This is a genomic window from Fischerella sp. JS2 (assembly GCF_032393985.1).
GTDB lineage: Bacteria > Cyanobacteriota > Cyanobacteriia > Cyanobacteriales > Nostocaceae > Fischerella.
Genome location: NZ_CP135918.1, coordinates 2764796 through 2790861, shown reverse-complemented (window position 1 = coordinate 2790861; position 26066 = coordinate 2764796). Strand labels below are relative to the sequence as shown.

Sequence of the window (26066 nt, the reverse complement as noted above, 5' to 3'; positions counted from 1 at the left end):
AGAGACTCCATGAACAAAGTTCACAATGAAGGATTAGAATTTCTCTTCCTCTACAAGCATGAAGGTCAAAAACAAATGTTTTAAAAATAGTGATTAATATTTCACACTTAATACTTCAGCCTTGGAATAAGCTTAATTGTTGAGTCAATAGGTAGTGATATGAGTCAATCTTCTTCTAAATTAAATCGCAGATTAACCCAAGCTGTTGGTATTGTTCTTGGGATTACAATCGCCGTCTGGGTATTAAGGGGATTTGGTGTACTGACTTTTATTCCTGGAGGAATTATTTTAATGTTGTTATTGGTAGCGATCGCAATAGGTATTCTCAGTCACTTGCAAAAAACCTGGTGGCGTTTTTAAACCATGTCAATTAAAAACCAATTATGGGTAGCAGCAATTCACAGCAAACAAGTAAAGGAAGCATCCTCATAGTTGATGATTCCTGGGAACATTTACAAGCTTTATCTGCTACTTTGTCCCAATATGGGTATGCAGTCCGGGGTTTAATTACAGGTTCAATGGTTCTAGAAGTAGCAAAATTGGCTTTACCGGATCTGATTTTGCTTGATATTAAAATGCCAGACATAGATGGCTATGAAGTTTGTCAACAACTAAAAGGCGATGAGGTGACTCGCCATATTCCGGTAATTTTTCTCAGTGTGTATCATGATGTTTTTGACAAAGTTAAAGCTTTTAAGATCGGTGCTGTAGACTACATTACTAAACCCTTTCAAGCAGAAGAAGTTTTAGTACGTGTAGAAAATCAAATCACTATCCAGAAACTCCAACAGCAACTCAAAAAGCAAAACGAACAGTTGCTGCTGGAAATGCAAGAGTGTCAACGTATTGAAGCAGCCCGACAGCTGCGCGAACAATATCTGACAGCACTTGTAGAAGTGCAGCATCGGTTACTGTCCTTTGATGACAGTAATAAATGCTACCAAGATATTATGCCAATTATGGGAGGTGCTTCTAAGGCGAGTCGCGTCTACGTATTTGAGAATCATTATGCAGATGATGGCAAGTTGCTGATGAGTCGACGGGCTGAGTGGTGCGCTGAGGGTATCAATCCCGAAATTGATAATCCCATTCTGCAAAACTTGCCCTATGAAGAATATTTTCCTCGCTGGGCTGCTTTACTGCCACAGGGTAAGATTATTTCTGGCATCGTCGCAGAATTACCCCTATCAGAACGGGCAATTTTAGAACCGCAAGGTATACTTTCGATTCTAATTTTGCCAATTATTGCGAAAGGAGAATTTTTAGGTTTTATCGGCTTTGATAATTGTATAGAATCACGTCTTTGGGAAGCTTCGGAAGTCGCTTTTTTACAAGCAGTTGCTGGAGCAATTTCTATAGCCTATGAACGCTATAAATCAGATTTAGAATTACAGCAACAACTAAAACGTAGTAATATTCTCAGAAAAATTACAAACAAAATCCGTTCGGAATTAGACACAGACAATATTATCAAAACTGCTGCTCAACAAATAGGTGAAGCTTTAGGTGTAAGCCGCACACTGATTCATACTTACGTAGACTCGCCTACTCCTCAAATCCCTATATATGAAGAATTTTTGGCTTTTGGGTGTACTTCTCTAAATCATTACAAAATACCTGTAAGCGGTAATCCTCACGTTCAACAGTTATTAGCTCAAGATCAAGCCATAGCAGTTAATAATGTTTATACTTATCCCTTGTTAGAAAATGCTCAAGAAATATGTCGAGAATATAACATCAAATCCATACTAGCAGTACGCACTTCTTACAACAGCCAAGCAAATGGCATGATTTGTTTACATCAGTGCGATCGCTACCGAGACTGGAAACTAGAAGAAATTGAACTACTAGAGTCGATCGCCGCCCAATTGGGAATTGCCCTCGCCCAAGCCAAACTACTAGAACAAGAAAAACAAGCCCGGATAGAATTAGAGCAAGAAATTCGCGATCGCCTCAACGCGGAAGCAGCCTTAAGAGCCAGTGAAAGTAAATATCGCCACTTGGTCGAAACTTCTCAAGATATCATTTGGTCGGTAGATACTTCAGGATGCATTACCTTTATCAACTCTGCTGTGAAACAAATTCTTGGTTATGAACAACAGGAGATGATCGGGCGTTGCTTCACGGAATTTGTTCCAGCCTCACTAATTGACCAAGATTGCTCTACATTTGAGTGTATCCTTAATGGAGAGTCTATTTTTGGGTATGAAACCATCCGTGTTGGGAAAAATGGTAACTTGGTATACCTGATTTTTAATGCGATCGCCGTAGAAGATGAAGAGGGTAAAATAGTCGGCGTTACAGGTACAGCCACCAATATTACAGAGCGCAAACGCGCAGAACAAGCGATAAAAGCAAGTGCTGACAAGCTTCGTAATCACAACTTAGTATTAACCCAACTTGCTAAAAATCAGGTACTTTATCAAGGGGATTTAAAAGCCTCTCTACGTAATATCACTGAAATAGCAGCTAAAAATATCGAAGTAGAACGAACCAGTATCTGGCTATATGACGAAACACGTACCCAAATCCAATGCCTTGACTTATTTGAAAAAAGTATTAATCGACACAGTGATGGCGGTTCTCTGATAGTAGCAGACTATCCGTCTTATTTTCAAGCCTTGCAGCAAGACCAACCCATTGTAGCCACAGACGCTTATACTGACTCTAGAACCAAAGAATTTTCCCAATCTTATTTAACTCCCCTAGGAATTACTGCAATGCTGAATACACCCGTCAAACTTGAGGGTGTGACAGTGGGTGTATTATGTCTAGAACACATAGGTAATACTCGAGATTGGACACCAGAAGATCAAAATTTTGCCCGCTCTTTGAGCAATTTAGTCTCCCTAGCACTAGAAGCACGGGAGAGGTTACGTGCTTTTAAAGCATTGCGGCAGTCCGAAGCCAAGCTAGCCTCAGCCTTTCGCTCATCTCCCGATCCCATCGCCCTCACTACTTTCCCAGAGATCCGCTACATAGAAGTTAATGATAGCTTTTGTAGATTTTTTGGCTATTCTCGTTCTCAGGTAATTGATCGCAATTATCGAGAATTAAATATTTGGGTGAATGAAGAAGAATGTGCCATGCTCACCCAAGTTCTGCGCCATACAAAAGCTATTCGTAATCACGAGGTTGAGTTCCGTACTGCCAACGGAGAGCTAAAGACGACACTTTTTAGTGCTGAATTAATAGAAATAGACGGACAACATTACTTACTTGGTACGACTCATGACATTACAGAACGCAAGCAAGCGGAAAATGAAAGTCGTTTGTTATTGGTAACAACCCAAGCGATCAGTCGTGCTGTAGATGTAAACGACGCCCTAGCCCTTGTGCTGCGTTTAATCTGTACTACTATCGATTGGGATTTTGCTGAAGCGTGGATACCTAATGCCAACGGCACTGCTTTGGAATATAGCTTAGGTTGGTATGGACGCCACAACAACTTAGAAGAATTTTGCCAATACAGCCAGATTGTCAGACTCGAAAAAGGTATGGAACTGTTGAGGAGAGTTTGGCGATATCAAAAGCCAGAATGGATAGAAGATGTTTCTCAAGTGACCGAATCAGCTTTTGTGCGAACGCACCAAGCACAGTCAGTTGGATTAAAAGCTGGTTTTGCCGTGCCGATTTTAGCCGATAATCAAGTAGTAGCGGTGTTAGCCTTTTTTAAAAGCAGCTCCCACGCTTTGGATCGCCGCTTGCTATATTTAGTGGGTGCGGTCGCTGCTCAACTAGGGGCGCTCATTCAACGTAAACAGGTAGAAGCAGCCCATCGCCAAAGCGAAGAACGTTTACAACTGGCACTAGAAGCAAGTGATTTAGGATTGTGGGATTGGAATATCAAAACTGGCAAAGTCTATCGCGACTGGCGATGGAAAAAAATGCTGGGATACGAAGCACAGGAAATTACAGATGATTCCCACGCTTTTGGAGAACTGTTGCATCCAGAAGATGCACCAGTTATCAAATCAGAATTGCATGCTTATTTACGTGGTGAGAGTCCAGCTTATGAAGTAGAATTTCGTCTGCGTTCTAAGCTTGGTGAATGGAAATGGATACAGTCTCGCGCTCAGGTTTTTGAACGCGATGAATCGGGAGAACCGCTACGAATGACAGGTACGCACAAGGACATCACCGAACGTAAAACTTTAGAAAGGGAATTAGCTTTACGGGAAGCCCGCCTCAATGCTTTTTTCTCCTGCGCTCCTGTAGGGTTGACAATATTAGATGAGCAATTGCGATATGTGCAGATCAACGAAGTGCTAGCAGATATTAATGGGCTATCCCAAAGTGAGCATATAGGCAAGACCCTTTGGGAAATAATACCCGAAGTCGCTCCTGTTATCGCATCAATTCATAAACAAGTCCTGGAAACTGGTAAACCTGTTCTCAATATAGAAATAAGTACAGCATTACCTTTGCAGTCTGCTATTATACGGCATTTTTTAACTTCTTACTTCCCCATTTTTGGAGAGGACAATCGCCCCGCTAGTATAGGTACAGTTGTGATAGAAATCACAGATCGTAAGCACACTGAACTAGCCTTGCAAGAAAGTCAACGTCGCTACCAAACTTTAGCAGAAGCCTCACCCGTAGGTATTTTTCACACTGACCCTCATGGTAACTACCTTTATGTCAATCAGCGTTTTAGTGAGATTACCGGACTTACTTCTAAAGCTGATTTAGATAAATTTTGGCATGAAATTATACATATAGACGATCGCGATCGCGTCTTTGCAGAATGGCAAGAAACAATATCAACAAAAAAGCCTTTTGATTGTGAGTATCGCTTTGTACACACCGATGGCAAAGTCATCTGGGTCATAGGTCAAGCCTTACCAGAGTTTGGAGATGATGGTGAATTTAAAGGTTACATTGGCACAATCACAGATATTACCGAACGCAAATTTGCTGAGGATGCTTTACGCGAAAGTGCAGACAGAGAAAGAGCCATCGCTCAAGTTATTCAAAGAATGCGCCAGACACTAGATCTGGCAACAATTTTTACTGCTACCACCCAAGAATTGCGGCAAGTACTGAATTGCGATCGCGTCGTTGTGTATCGTTTTAACTCTGACTGGAGTGGCGATTTTGTTGCCGAGTCAGTCGGGGGCGGTTGGGTATCGTTAATTAAACAACAACAAGATCAACCTAATCTCAGAGAAACTACTCTCCAAAATGAACGCTGTACAGTCAGATCTTTGAATAGTGGAGATAACCAAGTACTTGATACCTATCTGCAACAGACCCAAGGCGGTGTATACACTAGAGGTGCAAGTTTCCTGTGCGTACCAGATATTTATACAGCTGGGTTTGATCCTTGTTACATCAATCTTTTAGAACGCTTTCAAGTCAGAGCCTATATTACAGTTCCTATCTTTTGTGGTAATCAACTTTGGGGACTACTTGCAAGTTACCAAAATTCCAGTCCTCGACAATGGAAAAAAGGAGAAATCAACATTGTCGTGCAAATTGGTAATCAATTGGGAGTGGCTTTGCAGCAAGCAGAGTTACTAGCACAGACTCAAAAGCAATCAAGCGCACTACAAAAAGCTGTCATCGCTGCTGATGCTGCTAACCGTGCCAAAAGTGAATTCCTTGCCAATATGAGCCATGAATTACGCACCCCACTTAATGCAATTCTTGGCTTCACCCAAATTATGAGTCGTGACAGCACTCTCTCCAATGAAAACAAACAGAACTTAGCAATTATCAATCGTGCTGGTGAACACCTACTCAACTTAATTAACGACATTCTAGAAATGTCCAAAATCGAAGCCGGTAGAACCACATTGAATTTGTCTAGCTTCGATTTAATTTATCTACTAGACAATCTCCAAGAAATGTTGCACATCCGTGCTGTAGCCAAGGGGTTAGAACTAGTATTTGAATATGCACCCGAAATTCCCAGATATATAAGAACAGACTCTAGTAAGCTGCGACAAGTTTTACTCAATGTCTTGGGCAATGCCATTAAATTTACTGAAACAGGAAGCGTGAAGTTGCGCGTTTTTCTCACAGATGAAAAGAAAGATTTCACCCCACCACCCCATCACCCCACCACCCCATCACCCCACCACCCCATCACCCCACTATCCTACCTCTGCTTTGAGGTACAAGACACGGGGCCTGGTATTTCCCCAGAAGAAATTGACTTACTTTTTCAAGCTTTTGGGCAAACCGAAGCAGGTAGAAAATCACAGCAGGGAACTGGGCTAGGTTTAGCAATTAGCCGCAAGTATGTGCAGTTAATGGGAGGTGAGATCAACGTTAGCAGTACTGTGGGTGTAGGAAGTGTATTTTCCTTTTATATTCAGATTGGTATCGCTTCTGTTGATGAAATTCAAACCACCACTTCTGTACATCATCAAGTAATTGGCCTAGCACCTAATGAACCTGAATACCGGATTTTGGTAGTTGATGACGCCAATGATAGTCGTTTGCTATTAGTAAAATTGCTGACATCTATTGGCTTTTCTGTCAGGGAAGCTACAAATGGCAAAGAAGCCATCTCTACTTGGGAATCCTGGCAACCCAATCTCATCCTCATGGATATGCGGATGCCAATCATGGATGGTTACGAAGCCACCAGGGAAATTAAACGCAGAGAAAGACAAGACACGGGGACACGTATACAGCAGGTTGGTATGGAGGACACGGGGGACAAGGGGGACACGGGGGACAAGGGGGACACGGGGGACACGGCAGACAAGGGGGACGAGGGAAATGTTTTTGATAATTTCTCTGCGTCTAGTACTCACCGCTTCAGTGCATCTTCTTCCCCTACGATCATCATCGCCCTCACTGCCAATGCTTTTGAGGAACAACGACGGGCAATGATCTCGGCTGGGTGTGATGATTTTATTAATAAACCCTTCCGTGAAGAACTGTTACTAGAAAAACTTAGCCAATATCTAGGAGTGAAATATCTTTACCAACAAGAAAGTCATTTAAAATTATCACAAAAGCAAACAAATACAGAGACACTTTTAAATTCCATTGATATAGTTGCTCTATTGTCCGAAATGTCAAGTGAGTGGTTGACAAAGGTACATTATGCTGCTGCTCAATGTAGTGATGACTTAATTTTAGATTTACTTGAGCAAATACCTCCTGAAAAATCTTTGCTGATCAACTTTCTGAGTGATTTAGCTGAAAACTTTCAGTTTGAGAAAATAATGGAATTAATTAACGCAGTCAAAAATTAACTATGGGTAATGGGTAATGGGTAATTGGTTTGGTAATTAAGTTACTGATGATTTTCCGATGCCCAACAGTTAAGCATAATATCGTAACCAATGAGCCGAACTTGATATTAATTAAGTAGCGCGATCGCTCTTGCCCATCTCAGAAAATACTAAAATGTAAAAATTTCAACCACAATGAGTTTATGAATAAATTCTTACCTGGATTTGGGCAAATTTTGCGAGATCTCCGTACCTTGTTGGTATTATGCTCATTACTGGTTCTTGCTGTGTCATTGCCTGCACAAGCTGCCACCCGCATTAACCCGCAACTCGAAGAACAAATTTTACAAGTTATCCGCCAGCATCCAGAAGTCATTATCGAATCTGTTCAGGCTTATCAACAGCAACAAGCACAGAAGGTACAAAAAGAACGGCAAGCATTTTTAGAGGATTTAAAAACCAATCCTCAAGCAGTAATAGCTGATTCTCCCACAATTGGAGCAAGCGAATCAAAAACTCTATTGATAGAGTTTTCTGACTTTCAATGTCCCTACTGTGCTGAAGCTCATCAAACTTTAAAAAAACTGTTAGCAAAGCATCAAAAAGATGTCAAACTTGTTTATAAACATTTTCCATTAACTCCAATACATGCCGAAGCAATGCCAGCAGCAACAGCAGCTTGGGCAGCACAACAACAGGGCAAGTTTTGGGAATATCATGATGCGTTATTTACTAATCAAAATAAATTAGGTGAATCTTTATATGTAAATATCGCTAAAAAATTGAATTTAGATTTAGCAAAATTTGAAAAAGATAGGCGTATTGCTAATACTGCAATTGCTAAAGATCTACAATTAGCCGAAAGATTAGGACTTTCTGGTACACCATCTTTTATTATTAACAGCGAAACTTTTTCTGGTGCTATACAACTATCTGACTTAGAGGATATTTTAGCGCGTGCTAAATAGATTGAAATTCTGAAGACGGAAGGCAAAAGTTAGAACTTAAGAGGGTTACAGATCAATAGACCTCTTGCATGATTCCTAAAAACCCCCTCAATCCCCCGGAAGGTCAAAAATATTTGTGCAAGAGATCTAATAAATACGAAAAATTACTATTAAGTAAACTTGCTGATTTCGATTTTTTGTGATTAAGGTTAAAACGTATTTGTACAGACAATATTTAATTCATAACTGTGCTGAGAAGTTTAGTAGACATAATCAAAAACAAGATGAAAAACTAGGTTTATTTATGTCTATTATTTAACTTCATTAAATTAACCTTCAAAAAAATCGTGAGTTTAGAAATGCGCCCCATAGGATTTTGGGTAATTTTATCTATTACCTTGATCACCAGTTGCTATTATCAAACGATTAAATCTCAGCCTTCTGTAGCAAAGTCTACGCCTAATTCTGTTCCTGTTGTAGTCCCAAAAGGCGATCGCAATTTATTAGCAAAGGCAAGTTACCTATCACCTCTAGAACAGCAGGTAATTGTAGAAATGAACAAGGTAAGAACTAATCCCAAAAGATATATTCCCATCTTGCAAAACTATAGAAAACGCTTCCAAGGCAAGCGAGTTAAAATCTCTGAACGCCTGTATTTAAAAACTCAAGAAGGTGTAGTGGCTGTTGATGAAGCGATCGCCTACCTCAAATCAGTTCGTCCTGTGGGTGCTTTGAGACCATCTCAGGGTATGTCTTTGGCAGCAAGAGATCATGTTAAAGACCAAGGGCCCAAAGGTACAACTGGCCACTATGCTAGTGATGGTAGCGATCCCTCTGTGCGTATGAATCGTTATGGCAAATGGCTACTCACTGCTGGGGAAAACATTAGCTATGGCCCAAGCACTGCTCAAGATATCGTTATGCAGTTGATTATTGATGATGGAGTAAGCGATCGCGGTCATCGCAAAAACATCTTTAACCCTGCTTTTAAAGTTGCAGGGGTTGCTTATGGAAGCCATGCTAAATACCGAACAATGTGCGTAATTGATTATGCAGGTGGGTATCAGGAAAAATCTAGTTAATTTGGTTGATAGTTGATTGTTGGTAGTTGGTAGGTTAAAAACTTTCCAGAGTTAATAGCAGTTTGCAGTTGGGTGCAATACAACGTAAGAAACGAACACAGTTTAAGGTGATGCACACCGATGGATTATGGGTTTGCTATTAAGTTGATCCGTGATCCCTATGTTAACAATCTCATCAGTATTACTTCTTGGCAAGCACATCCGGAAAGTTTTTCTAATTTTGTGGATCTCAACATATATTCTGACCAATGATTCCTTGATGTTATAAGGCCACCGTATATACACAAGTTGGATTTACCCCCCTTAATCCCCTCGAATATCGGGGGGAAACAACAGATATAGTTCCCTCCCCTTTACAAGGGGAGGGTTAGGGTGGGGTAAAACCAGCATTCCTACCATGTCAAGTTTTGAGGTAATTAATGCATCGGCTGCTGTCTTGGATATTTACTCCTATTTCTCTTATCTCTGGCTGTACTGTAAATCCAGTGTTACAACCTTATTCTGTAGCTACTGAGACACCTGTAGCAACTTCTGATCCCCAAATACAGGCAGATTATCTCTCGCGACTGGAACAACAAGTAATTGTGGAAATGAATAAAGCGAGGACAGAACCCCAAAGTTATGTTGCTGTACTCGAAGAGTATAAAAGTCGTTTTGTAGGTAATCCAGTCCGAATTTCTTACAATGTCTATTTACAAACTCAAGAAGGTGTGGCGGCTGTTGATGAAGCGATCGCCTACCTCAAATCAGTTCGTCCTGTGGGTGCTTTAAGGCCATCTCAGGGTATGTCTTTGGCAGCAAAAGATCACGTCAAAGACCAAGGTTCCACAGGTGCAACAGGTCATGATGGGAGTGATGGTAGCGATCCCTTCACGCGCCTAAGTCGCTACGGAACTTGGCAAAGTACTGCTGGTGAAAACATTAGTTATGGTTCGCACACAGCCCAAGATATTATCATGCAGTTAATTATCGATGATGGAGTGAGCGATCGCGGCCATCGCCACAATATTTTTAGCCCAGCTTTTAAAGTTACAGGGGTAGCTTTTGGTATTCACCCCACTTATAGGCAGATGTGCGTTATTAATTATGCAGGAGGATATATAGAATCACTGTGAGAAGATGAAGATGCGATCGCTAAGTCCAACTGGTTTACTGGCAGTCACTACAATTTTAGTTGTAGGCTGTAGTTCTGTCACACCAAATCAATCTGACTCGAATTCATCATCTAAAACTTCATCTGTTGTTACTCAACTGGTTCCTACCCAAACAAATAAGACTCAACTAGTTCCTACTCAAACAAATAAAACTCAACTAGTTCCAACGGTTCGGATTCCTACTGTTAAAATTCCAGAAGTTACAGTTCCTACTGTCAAAGTCCAGGCAAATGACGAATTAATGATTCTGACCTTACCAGCTGATGTTTTGTTTGATTTTGACAAAGACAACATTCGCCCAGATGCAGCTCAAGCGTTAACACAAGTTGCTCAAGTTCTCAGCAAACGCTACCCCAATAATCCCGTGAAAATCTACGGACATACGGATGCTCTCGGTAATGATGACTATAATCAAAATTTGTCTGAGCGTCGAGCTGATGCAGTGAAGCGCTGGCTGAGTGAAAAGCATGAAATAGCAGCAACGCGGATGACCATAAAAGGTTATGGGGAGTCTCAACCAGTTGCCCCTAATACTAAAGCTGATGGTACAGATGATCCAGCAGGACGCCAGCAGAACCGTCGAGTTGAAATTGTCATTCAAAAGTAAGGCTAACAATCATGGGCGATCGCTCTTATTTGCAAAATTCCCCAGTTGTACCTCTCAATGTCTACATTCAAGGTGAAGGCTTCCCCATTCTTTGTTTACACGGTCATCCTGGTTCTGGTTGTAGTCTTTGTGTTTTCACCGATCACCTCTCCAAACGCTTCACAACTTTTGCCCCCGATCTACGTGGTTATGGCAAAAGTCGGTTTAATGACAATTTTGACATGAGTGACCATTTAAATGACCTAGAGAGCCTTCTAGACAGTTTTAAGCTAAAAAAATGTCTGATATTAGGGTGGTCTTTGGGTGGCATTTTAGCGATGGAATTGGCATTGCGGCTACCTGAACGTGTGACAGGGTTGATTTTGGTAGCAACTGCTGCAAGACCAAGAGGAAACCATCCACCTATAACTTGGGAGGATAATCTCTACACTGGAGTTGCTTCTGTTTTGAACTTGATTAAGCCAGGTTGGCAGTGGAATATTGAGACATTTGGCAAGCGATCGCTATTTCGCTACCTGATCCAACAACATACTGCCACTACTTATAAGTACATAGCCAGGGATGCTGTGTCAGCTTATTTACAAACTTCAGCGACTGCAACTCGGGCTCTCTACACAGCAATCAAAGCAGGTTACAATCGCCTTGCTGACCTTGAACAAATCCAATGTCCTGCTTTAGTACTAGCAGGTTCTCAAGATTGCCACATCACACCCGACTCTAGTATAGAAACAGCCCGACACCTCAAGAATTGTCAGTGGCAGTGCTATGCAAACACTGCTCACCTTTTCCCCTGGGAAATTCCCGATCAGGTATTGAGTGATATAGATTATTGGTTGGAAGCGCATCCAGAAATAGTCAATAGTCAATAGTTATTACAATGGTCAATGGTCAATGGTCATTTGTAAGAACTCTGGACAATTGACAATTGACACTTGACCAGCCTTGTAATTACATTTGACCGCTAAAGGCAGGCTGTACTTTGCGGTCAATCCGTTCCCCCAGGTCTTCAGCAATTGTCAAAACCTCTGGTTTGCAGCGTTTTACATTCACAATGATTCCTTGGGCGCCTTCTTGTTCCAAATCTTCTACGTAGCCTTTAATAGCGGCCTTTGCTTCTGCTGAGTTAAGAAATGGACCAAAGTAGTATGTACATTTGGGATTCTGTGTTGCAATTTCAACCCACCAAGCCAATCCCAAACTCTGAAATGCATTAATCAAAAATTCCCTAGATTGTTCCCAAATAGTTTTCATGGTCTTGCCAGTTTTTTAACGTTGTATTGGGTTGTAAACGTTTGCTGCTATTTTGTGGTTTTACATTTCTTTTTACTTCTTTATACTCTGTTACTATTGTTTTTCCAAGTAGTTTTTTGTAGTTTATCGAAATGTAGGGTATTTTTTTCCCAGCGTTGACGATAAATTTCATACAATGCCATCCCAGCAGCAACAGATGCATTGAGGCTAGGAGTCTTACCCTGTAAGGGAATTGATACTAAGACATCACAACAACGTTGTGTCAACAAACTTAGACCTTCTCCTTCAGATCCCACTACTAAAACGATCGCACCATTAAAATCTACTGTGTTTATCGGTTCGCTACCTTCACAAGCAGTACCGTAAATCCAGAAACCTGCGGCTTTCAATTCTTCCAAAGCGCGATGCAGATTCACTACTCTGGCAACTGGAAAGTGTTCTAAAGCACCTGCTGCTACTTTCATGACTGTAGAAGTGATCCCAGAAGCACGGCGTTGGGGGATAATCAACCCTTGAGCGCCAATCGCTTCTGCTGTACGAATAATTGCTCCTAAGTTATGGGGGTCAGTGATTCCATCAGCAGCAACAATGACTGGATTTGTTACAGATTTGCTGTTTTCGATCAACTCGTGTAATTCGATGTAGGCATAGGGAGCAATTTGTGCTGCCACACCTTGATGATTACCACCCTCAGTAATTTGGTCTAAGCGCTTGGGTTCTACCTCATCAATGATCGTGCCATTGTCCTTGGCTTGTAAAATCAGAGAGTGAAAACGGGGATCATAGCGTAGGCGAGAAGTAATCCAAATACGATTCAGCAGGCGCTGACTTTCCAAGGCACTCAAGACTGGATAGCGACCATAAATCAAATCGCTATCTTGGGTTGATTTTTGCTGATTTTGTCCATCTACCTTTTTCGTCGAAGGACGAAAAGAATGAGAAACGACTTGCTTGCCCTTAAGTTTTAGGGTTTGCCCACGATTGTTTTCACCAGAAGTAATAATTTTTTTTGTGTTGTTTGTCATGAGATTTTGAGGTTAGATGTAAGGGCGGGCATCCAATAAATTAGAAGGCATTGCCAATGAAAAAGTTTTATTACTAGGCATGAAAACCTCACCCCCTGCCCCTCTCCTTACTAAGGAGAGGGGTGTCCGATCAGACGGGGTGAGGTTACTTTCAAGTCAGAAGGAAGTAAAATTATTTTCATGTGTTCTAGTGACAAATTATTCGTCATCACAGCTACTAAAAAAATTAATCATAATTTAAGTTTCTTGTATCTTGTTATTTGGCTCTGTCACTGACAGTATTTTCATTGTCCATAAGCTGTCAGAGTCAGATTCAACTCATAACTTCACCACCATACTTTACCGAACATACAATAAGCAATTGTCCTGTCATGAGACATTTTTTCATCACTTTTCTAATTGCAGCTTTTGCAATAGTTCAGTTAAGCGTAGTTGATCAGTAAGATATAGATAGCCGATTAAAGTTTCTAAGCTAGTTGCTTGTTGATATATTTCGGGAGCTAATCGTTTAGGACGTCCTGTGGTAGCGTTACGGCCCCTTCGGACTATTTCTAACTCGCTGTGTCGCAGATGAGGAGTAAGCGATCGCAAGTGTAGCGCCTGCTTTTCTGCCCTTACCTGCGCCACTACCAGACGATGGTAACTTTCGCTTCGCTGCGGCGGCAGCAGATAATACATCCTAACATAAAGTTCATAAACTGCATCTCCCAAATATGCTAAAGCAGTAGGAGAAAGTTGTTGTAGTTGTGCTTGGTCAATTTGCTGCTGAGAAAAATTTTCTATGGTTGCCTGCATAAACTGCAAACAAGATGAATCTAACACATTAGTTTCACCTTGTTCATTCAATAAATTTTCCTCCTTGGATTTCACAAGCGATGATTCCTTGCAGACTATATTGGGGAGGTTGAAAATGGTGCATATTTTCTGAGTGTTGGCTCTGTTGCAGTTTTCACAAGCATTATCCAGGCTAAAAAATTTGTTATCCAAACTATAGTTAGTTGGTCAGTAACATTTTGTCAACTATTGTAAACAATCAAGTAACGCTAAGGGCATCATTCGATTTTGGGATTTGGATTTTGGAATTTGGATTGGTTCTACATTATCGGATTTAGGGGCTTGTACCTTGTTTGGCATTAGTTGGTCAATTAGAGTTTGTTAGGCAGATTAGTGTTCTCCCTTTAGACCAACTTTATTTAAGATTAGAATGAACTTTGAAAATGTGAAGCACCATTATCTCATTCTTCATAGTTTTTTTGGGATTGTCTTCTCGACAACTCAAAGGTTAAAGCTTAACAGTCATACCAAATACCGATAGTTAATATTGTTTGAGATTCCAGGAATAGCCTTTTAGTAAGGACTCCCAATCTAAAATCCAAAATTGGTATATTTCTAACAAAAATTAAGCTATCCAGATAAAAACATCGGATAGCTAATTTTATCGGCACAGTCAAGCAATCAAGAAGGGTTTTTGAGGTTTTCTAAAGCTGTATCGACTGATGTCTGCAACATTAGAAACTTCTCCAAACGGACAAGCTTGACTGTTTGAGTTACGCGGGCATTAGTGACAATTTGCAAAGTACCTTCAGCATTTTGTGCCTGCTTAGCTAACTGCACCAAAGCACCCAAGCCGGAGCTATCAACAAAGTCAATTTGCGAGAGATCTAGAATAATGTGCTTGGGGCCCTCGTCAATCTTGCTTCCTAATACTTTGCGAAACGTCGGTTCCGAAAACGCGTCTAACAAACCTGTGAGGCGGAATAGCTGACAGTTATCCCGGACTTCACGAGTACCTCTCAGGCTAACGGTTAGGTTCAATGGCTCAGCAATAATTCCCTCCTCTTATTTATGTTGAACGCTCAAGTATAGATGGTTTTGGTAGATGTTGTCTACATTGGGGATTGGGTATCAGTTATCAGTGATTCAGTTAGAGACGCGATGTTCCTCGCGTCTGTACAGTTATCAGTTTTCTTTCCCTGTTCACCGAGTTACTGTTCACTGTCTTAAGTTCCCAATCTCGTGCTTTCTCCATTTTTACTTTATTTTTACCTCTTTAGAGCTGTTTGGTGTTTGGCGAGCTGCGCGCATTGCTTGTACAAAATTCTCAAACAGGTAATCAGCGTCGTGAGGACCAGGAGAAGCCTCTGGGTGGTACTGCACAGAGAATACAGGTAGATTCTTGTGACGTACTCCAGCAACAGTGCGATCATTCAAGTTCAGGTGGCTAATTTCTACAACTGCTTCCGGTAGGGTGTCTGGGTTAATAGCAAAACTATGGTTTTGGCTGGTAATTTCCACCCGTTTTTGTAAACCTGCTGGTTGATTCAAGCCACGATGTCCAAATTTAAGTTTATAGGTTTCTGCCCCCAGAGCATGACCTAAAATTTGATGTCCCATGCAAATGCCAAACATTGGTTTTTGAGCCGACAGCAAAGCCTTGGCAGTCTCAATACCTTCAGTTACAGCCGCCGGATCACCAGGACCATTGGAGAGAAATATTCCATCGGGATTGTATTTGAGAATTTCTTCAGTAGGGGTGTGGGCTGGAACAACAATAACCCGGCATCCATAACTTGCTAAGCGGCGTAAAATATTGCGTTTGATGCCAAAGTCTAGGGCCACAACAGTCAAGGTTTCATCAGAATTAGCTTTTGCTTCTGGGTTAAATTCCCAAACGGGATCAGTAGTTTGTGACCATTCATATGCTGTTTGGGTAGTCACTTCACGGACAAGATTTAATCCACTCATGGCAGGAGCTGCTAATACCTGTTCTAGCAATTCTGCTTCGTCCAGAATTTCTGTAGAAATGCCGCCATTCATCGCTCCATAGATCCGAATTTTGCGGGTCAAGGCACGGGTATCTATGCCGTAAATGCCGGGTATTTGGTGCTGTTTGAGGTAGTCTGGTAACGATTGCGAAGAGCGCCAGTTACTTGGTCGTTTACAAATATTGCGTGCGATCGCTCCTCGCACTTGCGGTTGAGCTGATTCTTCATCCTCTGGATTAACACCTGTGTTTCCCAGTTCTGGATAAGTAAAAACTACTATTTGTCCACAGTAACTAGGGTCAGTCAGGACTTCTTGATATCCAGTCATGCCAGTATTAAATACTACTTCTCCGATCGCAGTGCCTGTAGCACCAAAAGACCAACCGCGATAAGTGGTTCCATCCGCAAGGACAAGTAAGGCAGGTATTGTTTCAAACAGGGCCATAGGTTATATAAGTTAAAAAGATAGGGATAGGGGATCAGGAAGGAATTGGGGGTTGGGGAGACAAGGAAGATAAGGCAGACAAGGTGGGGAGTATGGGGAGCAGAATAATAACCACTAACCACTAATGTACAGACGCGAGGAACATCGCGTTTCTACCCACTAACAAACAACAACCAACAATCAACTACTAACTACTATTCTGTCCACTGCGAAGGATTATTATCCCATGAATTGAGATTTATCTGTTTTTTATGTGACGTTAACAGATAATTATGGATTATATTTCATAGCTTGATTACATGTATTTTCATAAGAGTCTCCATAAGAAGAAAAATTTTAGGTTAATTTTCTGGTAGCCTCTTTCCTTTTGCTTTCTACTTTATCTGTTCTCCATGCCCCATTCCCCATTCCCTTTTATTTGAATTGCTTTATCTGCTTGCATTACAATAGCAACAGACACAAATGCTCCCGAAAGTTCATCGGCTACGGCATTAGATAAAGATAGAGTGCGTATTTTTTCAACTGGTTATAAGCACTATTCCAAAGTATCGTGGGTGTAGGGGAAGGTATGCGTTCTAAACAATTATGCTTCAGTCTTTTTTATCTCAAGCTACGCTAATATTTCTTTCCACCACACTGGCAATTTTTGCTATAGCCTGTCGTGAAGACAAACAGGCTGTTGTGGATCATGAGCAGTCACAATCAAAGGCAACACAAAAGAGTGCGATCGCTTCTGGTGAAAACACACCATTACCAACAATAAGTCCACAACCACAACAATACCAAGCTTCTGAAATTCAACCTAGTACTTTTGAATTAGGACTAGATAAAGCAGCTAGTGCTGATGCGATCACTCAATCTGCTCAATCAACAGAAGATTGGAATTTAGTAGTCACTCAGTATCAAGATGCGATCGCGTTGATGAAGCAAGTAGATCGGCAAAGTCCCTACTTTCCCAGCGCTCAAGACAACATCGTTCAATATCAACGCCGCATCAAATACGCCCAACAGCAAGCTTACGCTCGCAAGGAACCACCGCCACAAGTAGTAACACAGGTACAAGCTGCAAAAGCACAACCTTCTAAAATAGTACTTGTGGTTCCGCAACCTTCTACCAAACCAGCAATTGTAACAAAAACCGAACAACCAACAATCAACAACCAACAACAGGTATTTGCAGCACCTACTACACAACAGCGTAACGAAACTGTGGTGTTTGTTGCCCCGATTAAGCGACGAATAGGGGGTACACCCATTATTGATGTCACTTTTAATGGCAATCAGCAATTTGAGATGATTTTGGATACGGGAGCAAGTGGTACAGTCATTACCCAGGGTATGGCAAATGCCCTGGGGATAGTGCCTTTTGGCAAAGCTAAAGCAAATACTGCTAGTGCGAAAGCGGTGGAATTTCCCGTTGGTTACGTAAATTCAATTGAAGTTGGTGGAGTAACAGTCAACAAAATTCCAGTAGCGATCGCTGGCACAGAACTAGAAACAGGGCTTTTAGGACACGATTTTTTTGGTGACTACGAGATCACAATCAAGCGTGATGTTGTAGAATTTCGTCCACCGTCCTACTCTGGGCAACTCAATCCTCCAGAAACTGGACTAACTGTTCCAACTTCGTCCAAGCCGCACCGCTCTGAAGAATATCCCTAGCCAACTGCACGCCTTGAGCGTGATCCAATAGTGGTACTGCCTCACCTACTTGCAGTGCTAACGCCGCATTTAGCGCCACTACATCCTGTTGTGCCTGTGTTCCTTTGCCTTGCAACACTGCTTTAAGGATTTCGGCATTCTCTTCGACATTGCCACCTACGAGCGCTGTTATAGGAGCAGTGTTTATACCTAGTTTAATGGGATCGATTGTAGTTAATGTTACTTCTTGTTTTGAAAGCACAGCCAAATCAGTAACATCGCCCAAACCTGCTTCATCTAATTTTTCTCGTCCGTGCAACACGATCGCTTTTTGCGTACCCAGTTGCTGTAAGGCTTGAGCAATTGTTGCCAATAATTTAGGATCAAATACACCAATTACCTGCCCTGTGGGACGTAAAGGATTGACCAACGGCCCGAGTAAATTGAATACTGTCCGTACCTTGAGACTCCGCCGCAACGAAGCAACCGCCTTAAGGGCTGGATGCCAACCAGGAGCAAATAAAAAAGTGATTCCTACTTCTTTAAGTGCTGCTTCTACCTTCTGGCTATCACAGCTAAGATTTATACCCAAAGCTTCTAATACATCCGCACTACCAACACGACTTGAAGCTGAACGATTACCATGTTTCGCAACAGGTATACCACTAGCAGCAGCAACAAAGGCAACTGCTGTAGAAATATTAAATGTTGATGCTCCATCTCCTCCAGTACCGCAGGTGTCGATCAGGGGAGATGGGGGGGTGGGGAGAGTGTGAGGAGATAACGAAGAAAGATTACTTCCTTGTCCTCCTTGTCTGGTTTGTCCTGTTAGAGACTGAGCTTGCAATACTCCAGCCATGCCTGCTAGTTCTTCAGCAGATACACCTTTACAATGTAGTGCAGCTAAAATAGCTCCCGATAATTCCGGGGGAATAGCTTGACTTAGCCATCCTTGCATCAATTTTTCTGCTTGAGTGCGAGACAAAGACTGACGTTCTAGTAGTTGTTGGAGTAGGTTAGACCAAATCGCAGAAGATTCTTGTACAGGCTGCGACGAATGGTTCATATACAAATTTATTTAATCAAAATTAAGTCGCCATAAATCAAATTAACTTGAAAAGGTACTTATTAGTTAGTAGTTGGAATATCAGTTAACAGTGGACAGTGTAGACGCGCTCATAGGCTTCTCGTAGGGTACAGTTATCATTTTGGGAATTACCTGAGAACTGATAACTGATAACTGGTTAGTTGTTGATTGTTCCAACCTAGATTGTTTTGCTGTCAATTTCCTTACTTAACTACTAGAATTACCGTAGATTTACTATGGCAATCATACAGTTAAATAAATTACAAAAATTCCAGGGTAGGCTGATTAGCTAGACACACACGGGCTTTTCGCCCACAACAAGGGCATAAAAACCTATTCCTCAATCCCCGATCCCTACAGGTAGGTAAAAATGTTCCCTGAAAAGCTGCAAGATGACATTGCTCACAGCAAAAGCGCAGAAGATAGGGTGTTAGTAACAGCGATGCCAGGAGTTGAAGAACCTCTGTGCGTACTGGCAGATACAGCGCCTGTAATGATTTGGATGGCTGGGTGCGACGCAGTTTGTACTTATTTCAACCCTGCTTGGTTAGAATTTACTGGTCGATCGCACTTAGTAGAAGTAGGGTTAGGTTGGTTGGCAGGGGTACATCCTGAAGATAGACAGCAGTGTCAGGAGCAGTATATTTCAGCTTTGAAGAGACACAAAAAGTTTAATAGACAGTATCGCCTACGCCGTGTAGATGGGGAATATCGCTGGATTTTAGATACAGTCACGTCACGATTTACAGCAAATGGGTGTTTTGCTGGTTACATAGGCTATTGTGTAGATATTACTGATGTAAAAGTAAAAAAGTATTCTTTGATCGAGAGTGAAACTAGACTGCGGCTAGCATTAGATGCAGCAGAAATAGGAGTTTGGGATTGGAATTTTAAAACCAAGCAGGTTAGTTGCTCTGAGCAAGTAGAGCAGATTTTGGGCTGGACTCCCAATTATACACCTACAAACTACAAAGCTTTTCTCAAGCATGTTTACAAGAGCGATCGCTCTATTGTCAGTCGGGCAATTCGGAGTACTTTACACTCAAAAACCAGTTATGATACTGATTTTCGGGTGTGGCAAGATGGTAGTGTGCGTTGGCTCAGAGGTAAAGGAGATGTTTTACGGGATCATACTGGGCAAGTAACCCGGATGATGGGTACACTCTTAGACATTACCGAGCGTAAACTAGCAGAACTGGCTGTGGAAGAAGCCAAACAACAGCTAGAAACTCGCGTTGAAGAACGAACAGCACAATTAATCCGCATCAGTAAAGCCATCGAGAGTACTAGCGATGCGATCGCAATTGCTGATATCACAGGTAAACCGATTTATCACAACCAAGCTTTTATTGATTTATTTGGGTACAGTGTTGAGGATATGCAAGCTGTTGGAGGACCTAGCGCTGTCTATGTCAATGTCACAGAAGCAGAAACTGTTTTCACCACGATTCAAACAGGTCAATCTTGGAGTGGTGTGCTGACGATGAAAAATCGCAGTGGGAATTTAATCCAAATCGACCTCCGTGCTGATGCTATCAAAAACACCAATGGCAAAATTATCGGTTTAATTGGTATCCATACTGATATTAGCGATCACAGACAGGCAGAAAAAGCTTTGCAAGCCAGCTATAGTCTTTTATATTCTGTGATTGATAGTACTTCGGATCTAATTTTTGCCAAAGATTTAGAGGGACACCATGTGATGGTTAACTCTAGTTTTGCAAATTTTGTAAAAAAACCAATTAAGGAAATCATTAGTAAGAAAGATACTGACTTCTTTCCAGTAGATATTGCCTCTAGCTTCCGAGAAGCAGACAACAGAATCACTAACACTGGTATTTCTGAAACGATCGAAGAATATATACCTAGTAACGGGATTGTACACATTTATTTATCAACCAAAAGTCCTTGGCGGGATGCTCAAGGTAACATTATCGGCGTAATTGGCATAGCCCGTGAGATCACAGAACGTAAAAGTGCTGAAGCAGCCTTACGTGAAAGCGAAGCCCAATATCGCCGCTTAATTGAGACAGCAGCAGAAGGTATATGGATACTGGACACAGAGGGTAAGACGAGTTTTGTCAATCCGAAAATGGCCCAAATGCTTGGGTACACAGCAGAGGAAATGATCGGAATGCCTTTGTTTGCCTTTATGGATGCACAAGGACAAGCGATCGCCACTCAACAATTAGAACGTCGTCAGCAAGGCATTGCTGAACAACACGATTTTAAATTCTGCCGCAAGGACGGTTCTGAATTGTGGACAATGATTGCCACTAATCCGATCCGTGATGCTGCTGGGCAGTATGTTGGCACTTTAGGGATGCTTACAGATATTACTGATCGTAAACGTGCCGAAGAAGCTTTGCAAAGAAGCGAGGCTAGAAATAGCGCGATGCTCAACGCCATTCCAGATTTAATGTTTCGCTCCAACAGAGAAGGCATTTATCTCGATTACGTAGCGGCAAAAGATACAAAATTAGCAGCACCTGCTAGTGAAATCATCGGTAAATCCATTGATGATCTCTTACCTCCCAACTTGGCACAGCAGGCGAGGTACTATACCGAACAAGCTCTCACTCAGCGCAGTATCCAAATATTTGAGTATCAGTTGCCAATAGAAGGAGAACTACACGACTATGAAGCACGGATAGTACCAAGCGGTGAAGATGAAATTTTAGCTATTGTCCGTGAGATTAGCGATCGCAAAAAAGCCGAAGCAGCTTTGCAAGCACTTGTTGCTGGTACAGCTTCTGTCACGGGTGAAGAATTTTTTCCTGTTCTTGTGCGCCATTTAGCAGCTGCTTTAGGGGTTCGCTATGCGATGGTAGCGGAAAAAATTGGTACAGAATATACTAAAGCCCGAGTTTTAGCATTCTGGATAGACGACAACCTCAAAGAAAATTTTGAGTTTGATTTAGCTCATACTCCTTGTGAAATTGCAATTCAAGAGGGTATTGCTTACTATCCCTATGGATTACAGCAAGTTTTTCCTCTCAACCAAGACTTAGTGGCTATGCAGGCAGAAAGCTACTTGGGAGCAGCATTTCTCGATTCCTCTGGAGTAGCGATCGGTCACATTGCTGTTTTTGATACAAAGCCGCTACTAGCAGAGGAACGCGCTAAAGCAATTCTGAGTATTTTTGCAGCCCGTGCCACAGCAGAACTTCAACGCCAGCGTACAGAAGACGCACTGTGGCAATCTGAGCGCCAGTTTCGCGAAGTAGCGTCCAAAGAAGCACTGCTGAATCGTCTTGCTAGTCAGATTCGGGCTTCTTTGGATATTAATCAAATTCTGGAAAATGCGGTTACAGAAGTTCGTAATTTATTACAGCTTGATATGTGTATTTTCACTTGGTATCGTTCTGAAGCCCAACCACCCTACTGGGAAAATGTTCAAGAAGCGAGAAATCCTGCTATACCAAGTTTGCTAAATTTGCGATCAACGACACAAGAAGTAGGGCCAATCGCCGAAAAAGTATTGCAAAAAGCAATCATCAGATTTGATGATGTTGAAGCAATCTCAGATCCTGTATCGCGACAGTTTTTTGTGAGTGTGGGCTTAAAAGCCTCGCTGGTTCTACCAGTCCATACTCAATCTGGTGAAATTGGTAGTTTATCTTGCAACCACTTTACTAGTCGTCGAACTTGGCTAGATAATGAAGTAGAATTATTGCTGGCAGTTACAGATCAAATTGCCATAGCAATTGATCAAGCAGAACTCTACAAACAAAGCCGGATTGCCGCTCAAACTGCCCAAGAAAAAGCGCAACAATTAGAAGAAACTTTACAGGAACTACAAGCAACCCAAGCACAGTTAGTCCAAACTGAAAAAATGTCGAGTTTGGGGCAGTTGGTTGCTGGTATTGCCCATGAAATAAATAACCCGGTGAACTTTATTCACGGAAACATCACTCACGCTAGTACCTATGCCCAAGACTTGCTGCATTTAGTGGAACTTTACCAGCAGCACTATCCTCAACCAGTAGTAGAAATTGAAGAGGAAATCGAAGCGATCGATCTAGAGTTTCTGTGTCAAGATTTGCCTAAATTGTTGGCTTCAATGAAGATTGGTACTGATCGCATTCGTCAGATTGTTCTGTCTTTACGTAATTTCTCCCGCTTGGATGAAGCAGAGATGAAAGCGGTTGACATCCATGAAGGTATTGACAGTACTTTGCTGTTGTTACAACATCGCCTGAAAGCAAAACCGGATCATCCAGAAATTCAGGTTATTAAGGAATACTCCAACCTACCATTGGTAGATTGTTATCCAGGACAGCTCAATCAAGTGTTTATGAATTTGTTGGCAAATGCGATCGATGCTTTAGAAGAGCCAGTAGTCAAAGACTCTCAACAATTGACTATGGACAATGGACACTTGACTAAACCTCAAATTCGTATCCGCACCGAAATTAAAGATGATTTGGTGTTAGTTTGTATAGCCGATAACGGAACAGGAATGACGGAAGAAGTACGGCAAAAACTATTTGATCCCTTCTTCACGACTAAACCCGTAGGTAAAGGTACGGGTATGGGCTTGTCAATTAGCTACAAAATTATTGTGGAAAAGCATCAAGGAAAAATTAAGTGTATTTCAGCACCAGGTCAAGGTAGTGAGTTCATTGTTGCTATTCCTCAGCAGCAGCCACAATCTTAAATAAACGTGATACATTCAGCTTAGAAATAAAGTTTTGGGCTTAATAGTAAAATTCTACTCAATTGAAATTATAGTAATTATTACAGGTGATTAAGTAATATATTTTTCCTTGTATAATTTATATTCTGCGTAAATAGTTGCAGTATTTTACGTAAATTTAATTAAAGCTTAGTCAAAAATTAACTTGGAGGCTGCTAACCTATTACTAATTCACTTTTTGCTGCAACATTTGAACCCTCTAAAACCTGTGACTTACAGGATTTGGGGGGATTCTTTTTTGGAATTGGGGATCGGTGATCGGTGTTTATTGTCCTCCTTGTCCCTAATTTTTGCTAAGCTAGCGAAAGCTGATGGATTGCGATCGCCAAGTGTCACCTAAGGAAAATCATTCTGTTTTAGAAATAGCCCATTCCTACTTGCTCAACTCAGTTGCAGTCAAAGCTAACGAGATAGACAGCAACCCGGATACGCTGGTGCAGGCACTGCAAGGACTTAGAGATTTAGGCTTGCTGGCGTTACGTGTTCCCTACAATTGGGGTGGAAAAGAAGTTAGTGAAGAAACTTTTAGTAACTTTCAAGAACTGGTAGCACGGTACTCTGGTGCTTTAGCTTTTTTGCAAACTCAACACCAAAGCGCTGCTGCAATGTTAGTTGCTAGTAGTAACTCTGTTCTGAAGCAGGAGTATTTACCGCGTGTAGGTAAAGGTGAACTTTTAGTCGGCGTCGGCTTTTCGCAATTACGCCGGGGAGGTGAACCGCTAACGATCGCTAAACTCGTCCCAGGAGGATATCAATTAGATGGAGTTGTGCCTTGGGTAACTGGATGGGGAATGTTTGATGATTTTATTGTGGCTGCTAAGCTTCCCGATGGGTGTGCTGTTTTTGGTGTCGTTCCTTTTCAAGATACCTACCAAAATTCAACAAGCAAGATTACGTTTACTTCCCCTGCTGAACTAGCAGCAATGACATCAACCAATACTGTCACAGCCAACTTAAATAGCTACTTTCTACCTCAAGAGCGCGTAGTTTCCATTAAACCAGTCGGATGGATTTATGAAAACGATAAAAATAACGTCCTTCGTGCCACATTCTTAACTACAGGTTGCGCTTTCGCTGGTTTAGATATTATAGAATCTGCCTTACAAACAAAATCATTGCCTGCGATCGCTAATGCTTTGACAGCTTTTCAACAAGAACTAAACTACTGTCGCGTTGCCATTCGTCGCCTACAGAAAAATACTCATGCAAAATTGTCAGAAAAACTACAACTAAGAGCTTGGGCAATTGATTTAGCAACACGCATTGCTCACGCAGCCGTCACTGTTTCTAGTGGTGCTGCTAATTATTTACATCACCCTGCACAACGTGTTTATAGAGAAGCACTAGTATTTACTGTAACTGGACAGACAAGCGCCGTGATGGAGGCGACGCTGGAGAGGTTGAGTAGGAGATGGGGAGGTGGAGGACAAGGGGGAGATAATTCTTTTTTGTGTTCTCCAGCAAAAACTATTACCTATTCGCGAGTCATCCATCTGAGTCATGTTATAGATAGCAATATTCCTCAATGGCAGGGTGATCCTGCGGTGGAGTTTGAGACTGTCGCAGAAATAGAAAAAGATGGGTATAATCTCCGACGTTTCTGTTTGGGTGAACACAGTGCCACTCATATTAATGCCCCAAAAAGTTTTTATAATTCTGGTGCTGGCATTGATCAATACACCGCAGAATCACTAGTTGTACCTGCGGTAGTAATTAACATGCAACAACAAGTAGTAATTAACCCAGACTATAGCCTGAGTGTTGCTGATATTCTGTTGTGGGAGAAGCAATACGGAGAAATTTCGCCTGGAGATTTGGTGTTATTGTACACAGGTTGGCAAGAAAAATGGTGCGATCGCACTGCCTTCATGAATCAGGATACTCAAGGAAACATGCATTTTCCTGGATTTGGCAGCGATGCAACTGAGTTTCTATTGAATGAACGTCACATTGCCGGGGTTGGAATTGACACTCATGGCGTAGACTCTGGACAAGACACTAATTTTACAACCAACAGTCTTGTATTAGCAAAAGCGCGTATCGTCTTAGAAAATCTCACCAATTTAGATCAACTACCACCTAAGGGTGCAACCCTTGTAATTGGAATTTTGAGATTACGGGATGGTTCCGGTTCCCCTGCTGGGGTGATGGCGTTGATTTAGTTCAAGTG

At 41.7% G+C, this 26066-nt stretch carries 16 protein-coding genes; 10 read left to right on the top strand and 6 right to left on the bottom strand.

The window, feature by feature from the left end:
* Positions 1–159 precede the first annotated feature (159 nt).
* The 7 genes from RS893_RS11650 (at position 160) to RS893_RS11620 (ending at position 11852) form a co-directional block, all read left to right on the top strand.
* A complete protein-coding gene (locus tag RS893_RS11650) occupies positions 160–360 on the top strand; it encodes a hypothetical protein (RefSeq protein WP_102148986.1) in 201 nt (66 codons plus the stop codon).
* A 23-nt stretch (positions 361–383) separates the two neighbouring features.
* Positions 384–7214: a PAS domain S-box protein gene (locus RS893_RS11645; RefSeq protein ID WP_315791307.1), complete on the top strand. Its 6831-nt coding sequence runs from the start codon at positions 384–386 to the stop codon at positions 7212–7214.
* A gap of 182 nt (positions 7215–7396) precedes the next feature.
* Positions 7397–8161 carry a DsbA family protein gene (locus tag RS893_RS11640; protein WP_315791306.1) on the top strand — a complete coding sequence of 255 codons (765 nt, stop codon included), beginning with the start codon at positions 7397–7399 and terminating at the stop codon, positions 8159–8161.
* 338 nt (positions 8162–8499) lie between these two features.
* On the top strand, positions 8500–9222 hold the full coding sequence (locus RS893_RS11635) for a CAP domain-containing protein (protein ID WP_315791943.1): 723 nt from the start codon (positions 8500–8502) through the stop codon (positions 9220–9222).
* 419 nt (positions 9223–9641) lie between these two features.
* Positions 9642–10337 (top strand): CAP domain-containing protein, encoded by a 696-nt coding sequence (locus RS893_RS11630; RefSeq protein WP_315791305.1) that lies wholly within the window; start codon positions 9642–9644, stop codon positions 10335–10337.
* A 10-nt stretch (positions 10338–10347) separates the two neighbouring features.
* Positions 10348–10983, top strand: coding sequence for an OmpA family protein (locus RS893_RS11625; RefSeq protein WP_315791304.1), 636 nt, complete (start codon positions 10348–10350; stop codon positions 10981–10983).
* Positions 10984–10994: 11 nt separating this feature from the next.
* Positions 10995–11852, top strand: a complete 858-nt coding sequence (locus RS893_RS11620) for an alpha/beta hydrolase (protein ID WP_315791303.1) — start codon at positions 10995–10997, stop codon at positions 11850–11852.
* 79 nt (positions 11853–11931) lie between these two features.
* Here RS893_RS11620 and RS893_RS11615 read toward each other — a convergent pair whose 3' ends face one another.
* The 5 genes from RS893_RS11615 to carA form a co-directional block, all read right to left on the bottom strand.
* A complete protein-coding gene (locus RS893_RS11615) occupies positions 11932–12234 on the bottom strand; it encodes a DUF1816 domain-containing protein (RefSeq protein ID WP_315791302.1) in 303 nt (100 codons plus the stop codon).
* A gap of 80 nt (positions 12235–12314) precedes the next feature.
* A complete protein-coding gene (gene rlmB / locus RS893_RS11610; RefSeq protein WP_315791301.1) occupies positions 12315–13259 on the bottom strand; it encodes a 23S rRNA (guanosine(2251)-2'-O)-methyltransferase RlmB in 945 nt (314 codons plus the stop codon).
* Between the two features lie 387 nt (positions 13260–13646).
* A complete protein-coding gene (locus tag RS893_RS11605) occupies positions 13647–14129 on the bottom strand; it encodes a Mini-ribonuclease 3 (RefSeq protein WP_315791300.1) in 483 nt (160 codons plus the stop codon).
* A 585-nt stretch (positions 14130–14714) separates the two neighbouring features.
* Positions 14715–15089 (bottom strand): STAS domain-containing protein, encoded by a 375-nt coding sequence (locus tag RS893_RS11600; protein ID WP_315791942.1) that lies wholly within the window; start codon positions 15087–15089, stop codon positions 14715–14717.
* Positions 15090–15290: 201 nt separating this feature from the next.
* Positions 15291–16469: a glutamine-hydrolyzing carbamoyl-phosphate synthase small subunit gene (gene carA / locus RS893_RS11595; protein ID WP_315791299.1), complete on the bottom strand. Its 1179-nt coding sequence runs from the start codon at positions 16467–16469 to the stop codon at positions 15291–15293.
* 585 nt (positions 16470–17054) lie between these two features.
* Between carA and RS893_RS11590 the strand changes: the two genes are divergently transcribed.
* Entirely contained in the window at positions 17055–18131 is a 1077-nt protein-coding gene (locus RS893_RS11590) for a retropepsin-like aspartic protease (protein ID WP_315791298.1), read from the top strand.
* Here RS893_RS11590 and trpD read toward each other — a convergent pair.
* Positions 18061–19176, bottom strand: coding sequence for an anthranilate phosphoribosyltransferase (gene trpD, locus RS893_RS11585; protein ID WP_315791297.1), 1116 nt, complete (start codon positions 19174–19176; stop codon positions 18061–18063). The two genes, RS893_RS11590 and trpD, sit on opposite strands and share 71 nt — an antisense overlap.
* Before the next feature lie 391 nt (positions 19177–19567).
* Here trpD and RS893_RS11580 point away from each other — a divergent pair, with 391 nt between their 5' ends.
* Both RS893_RS11580 and RS893_RS11575 read left to right on the top strand, forming a co-directional pair.
* Positions 19568–23857 carry a PAS domain S-box protein gene (locus tag RS893_RS11580; RefSeq protein WP_315791296.1) on the top strand — a complete coding sequence of 1430 codons (4290 nt, stop codon included), beginning with the start codon at positions 19568–19570 and terminating at the stop codon, positions 23855–23857.
* A gap of 350 nt (positions 23858–24207) precedes the next feature.
* Entirely contained in the window at positions 24208–26058 is a 1851-nt protein-coding gene (locus RS893_RS11575; RefSeq protein WP_315791295.1) for a cyclase family protein, read from the top strand.
* The last annotated feature ends 8 nt before the right edge of the window (positions 26059–26066 follow it).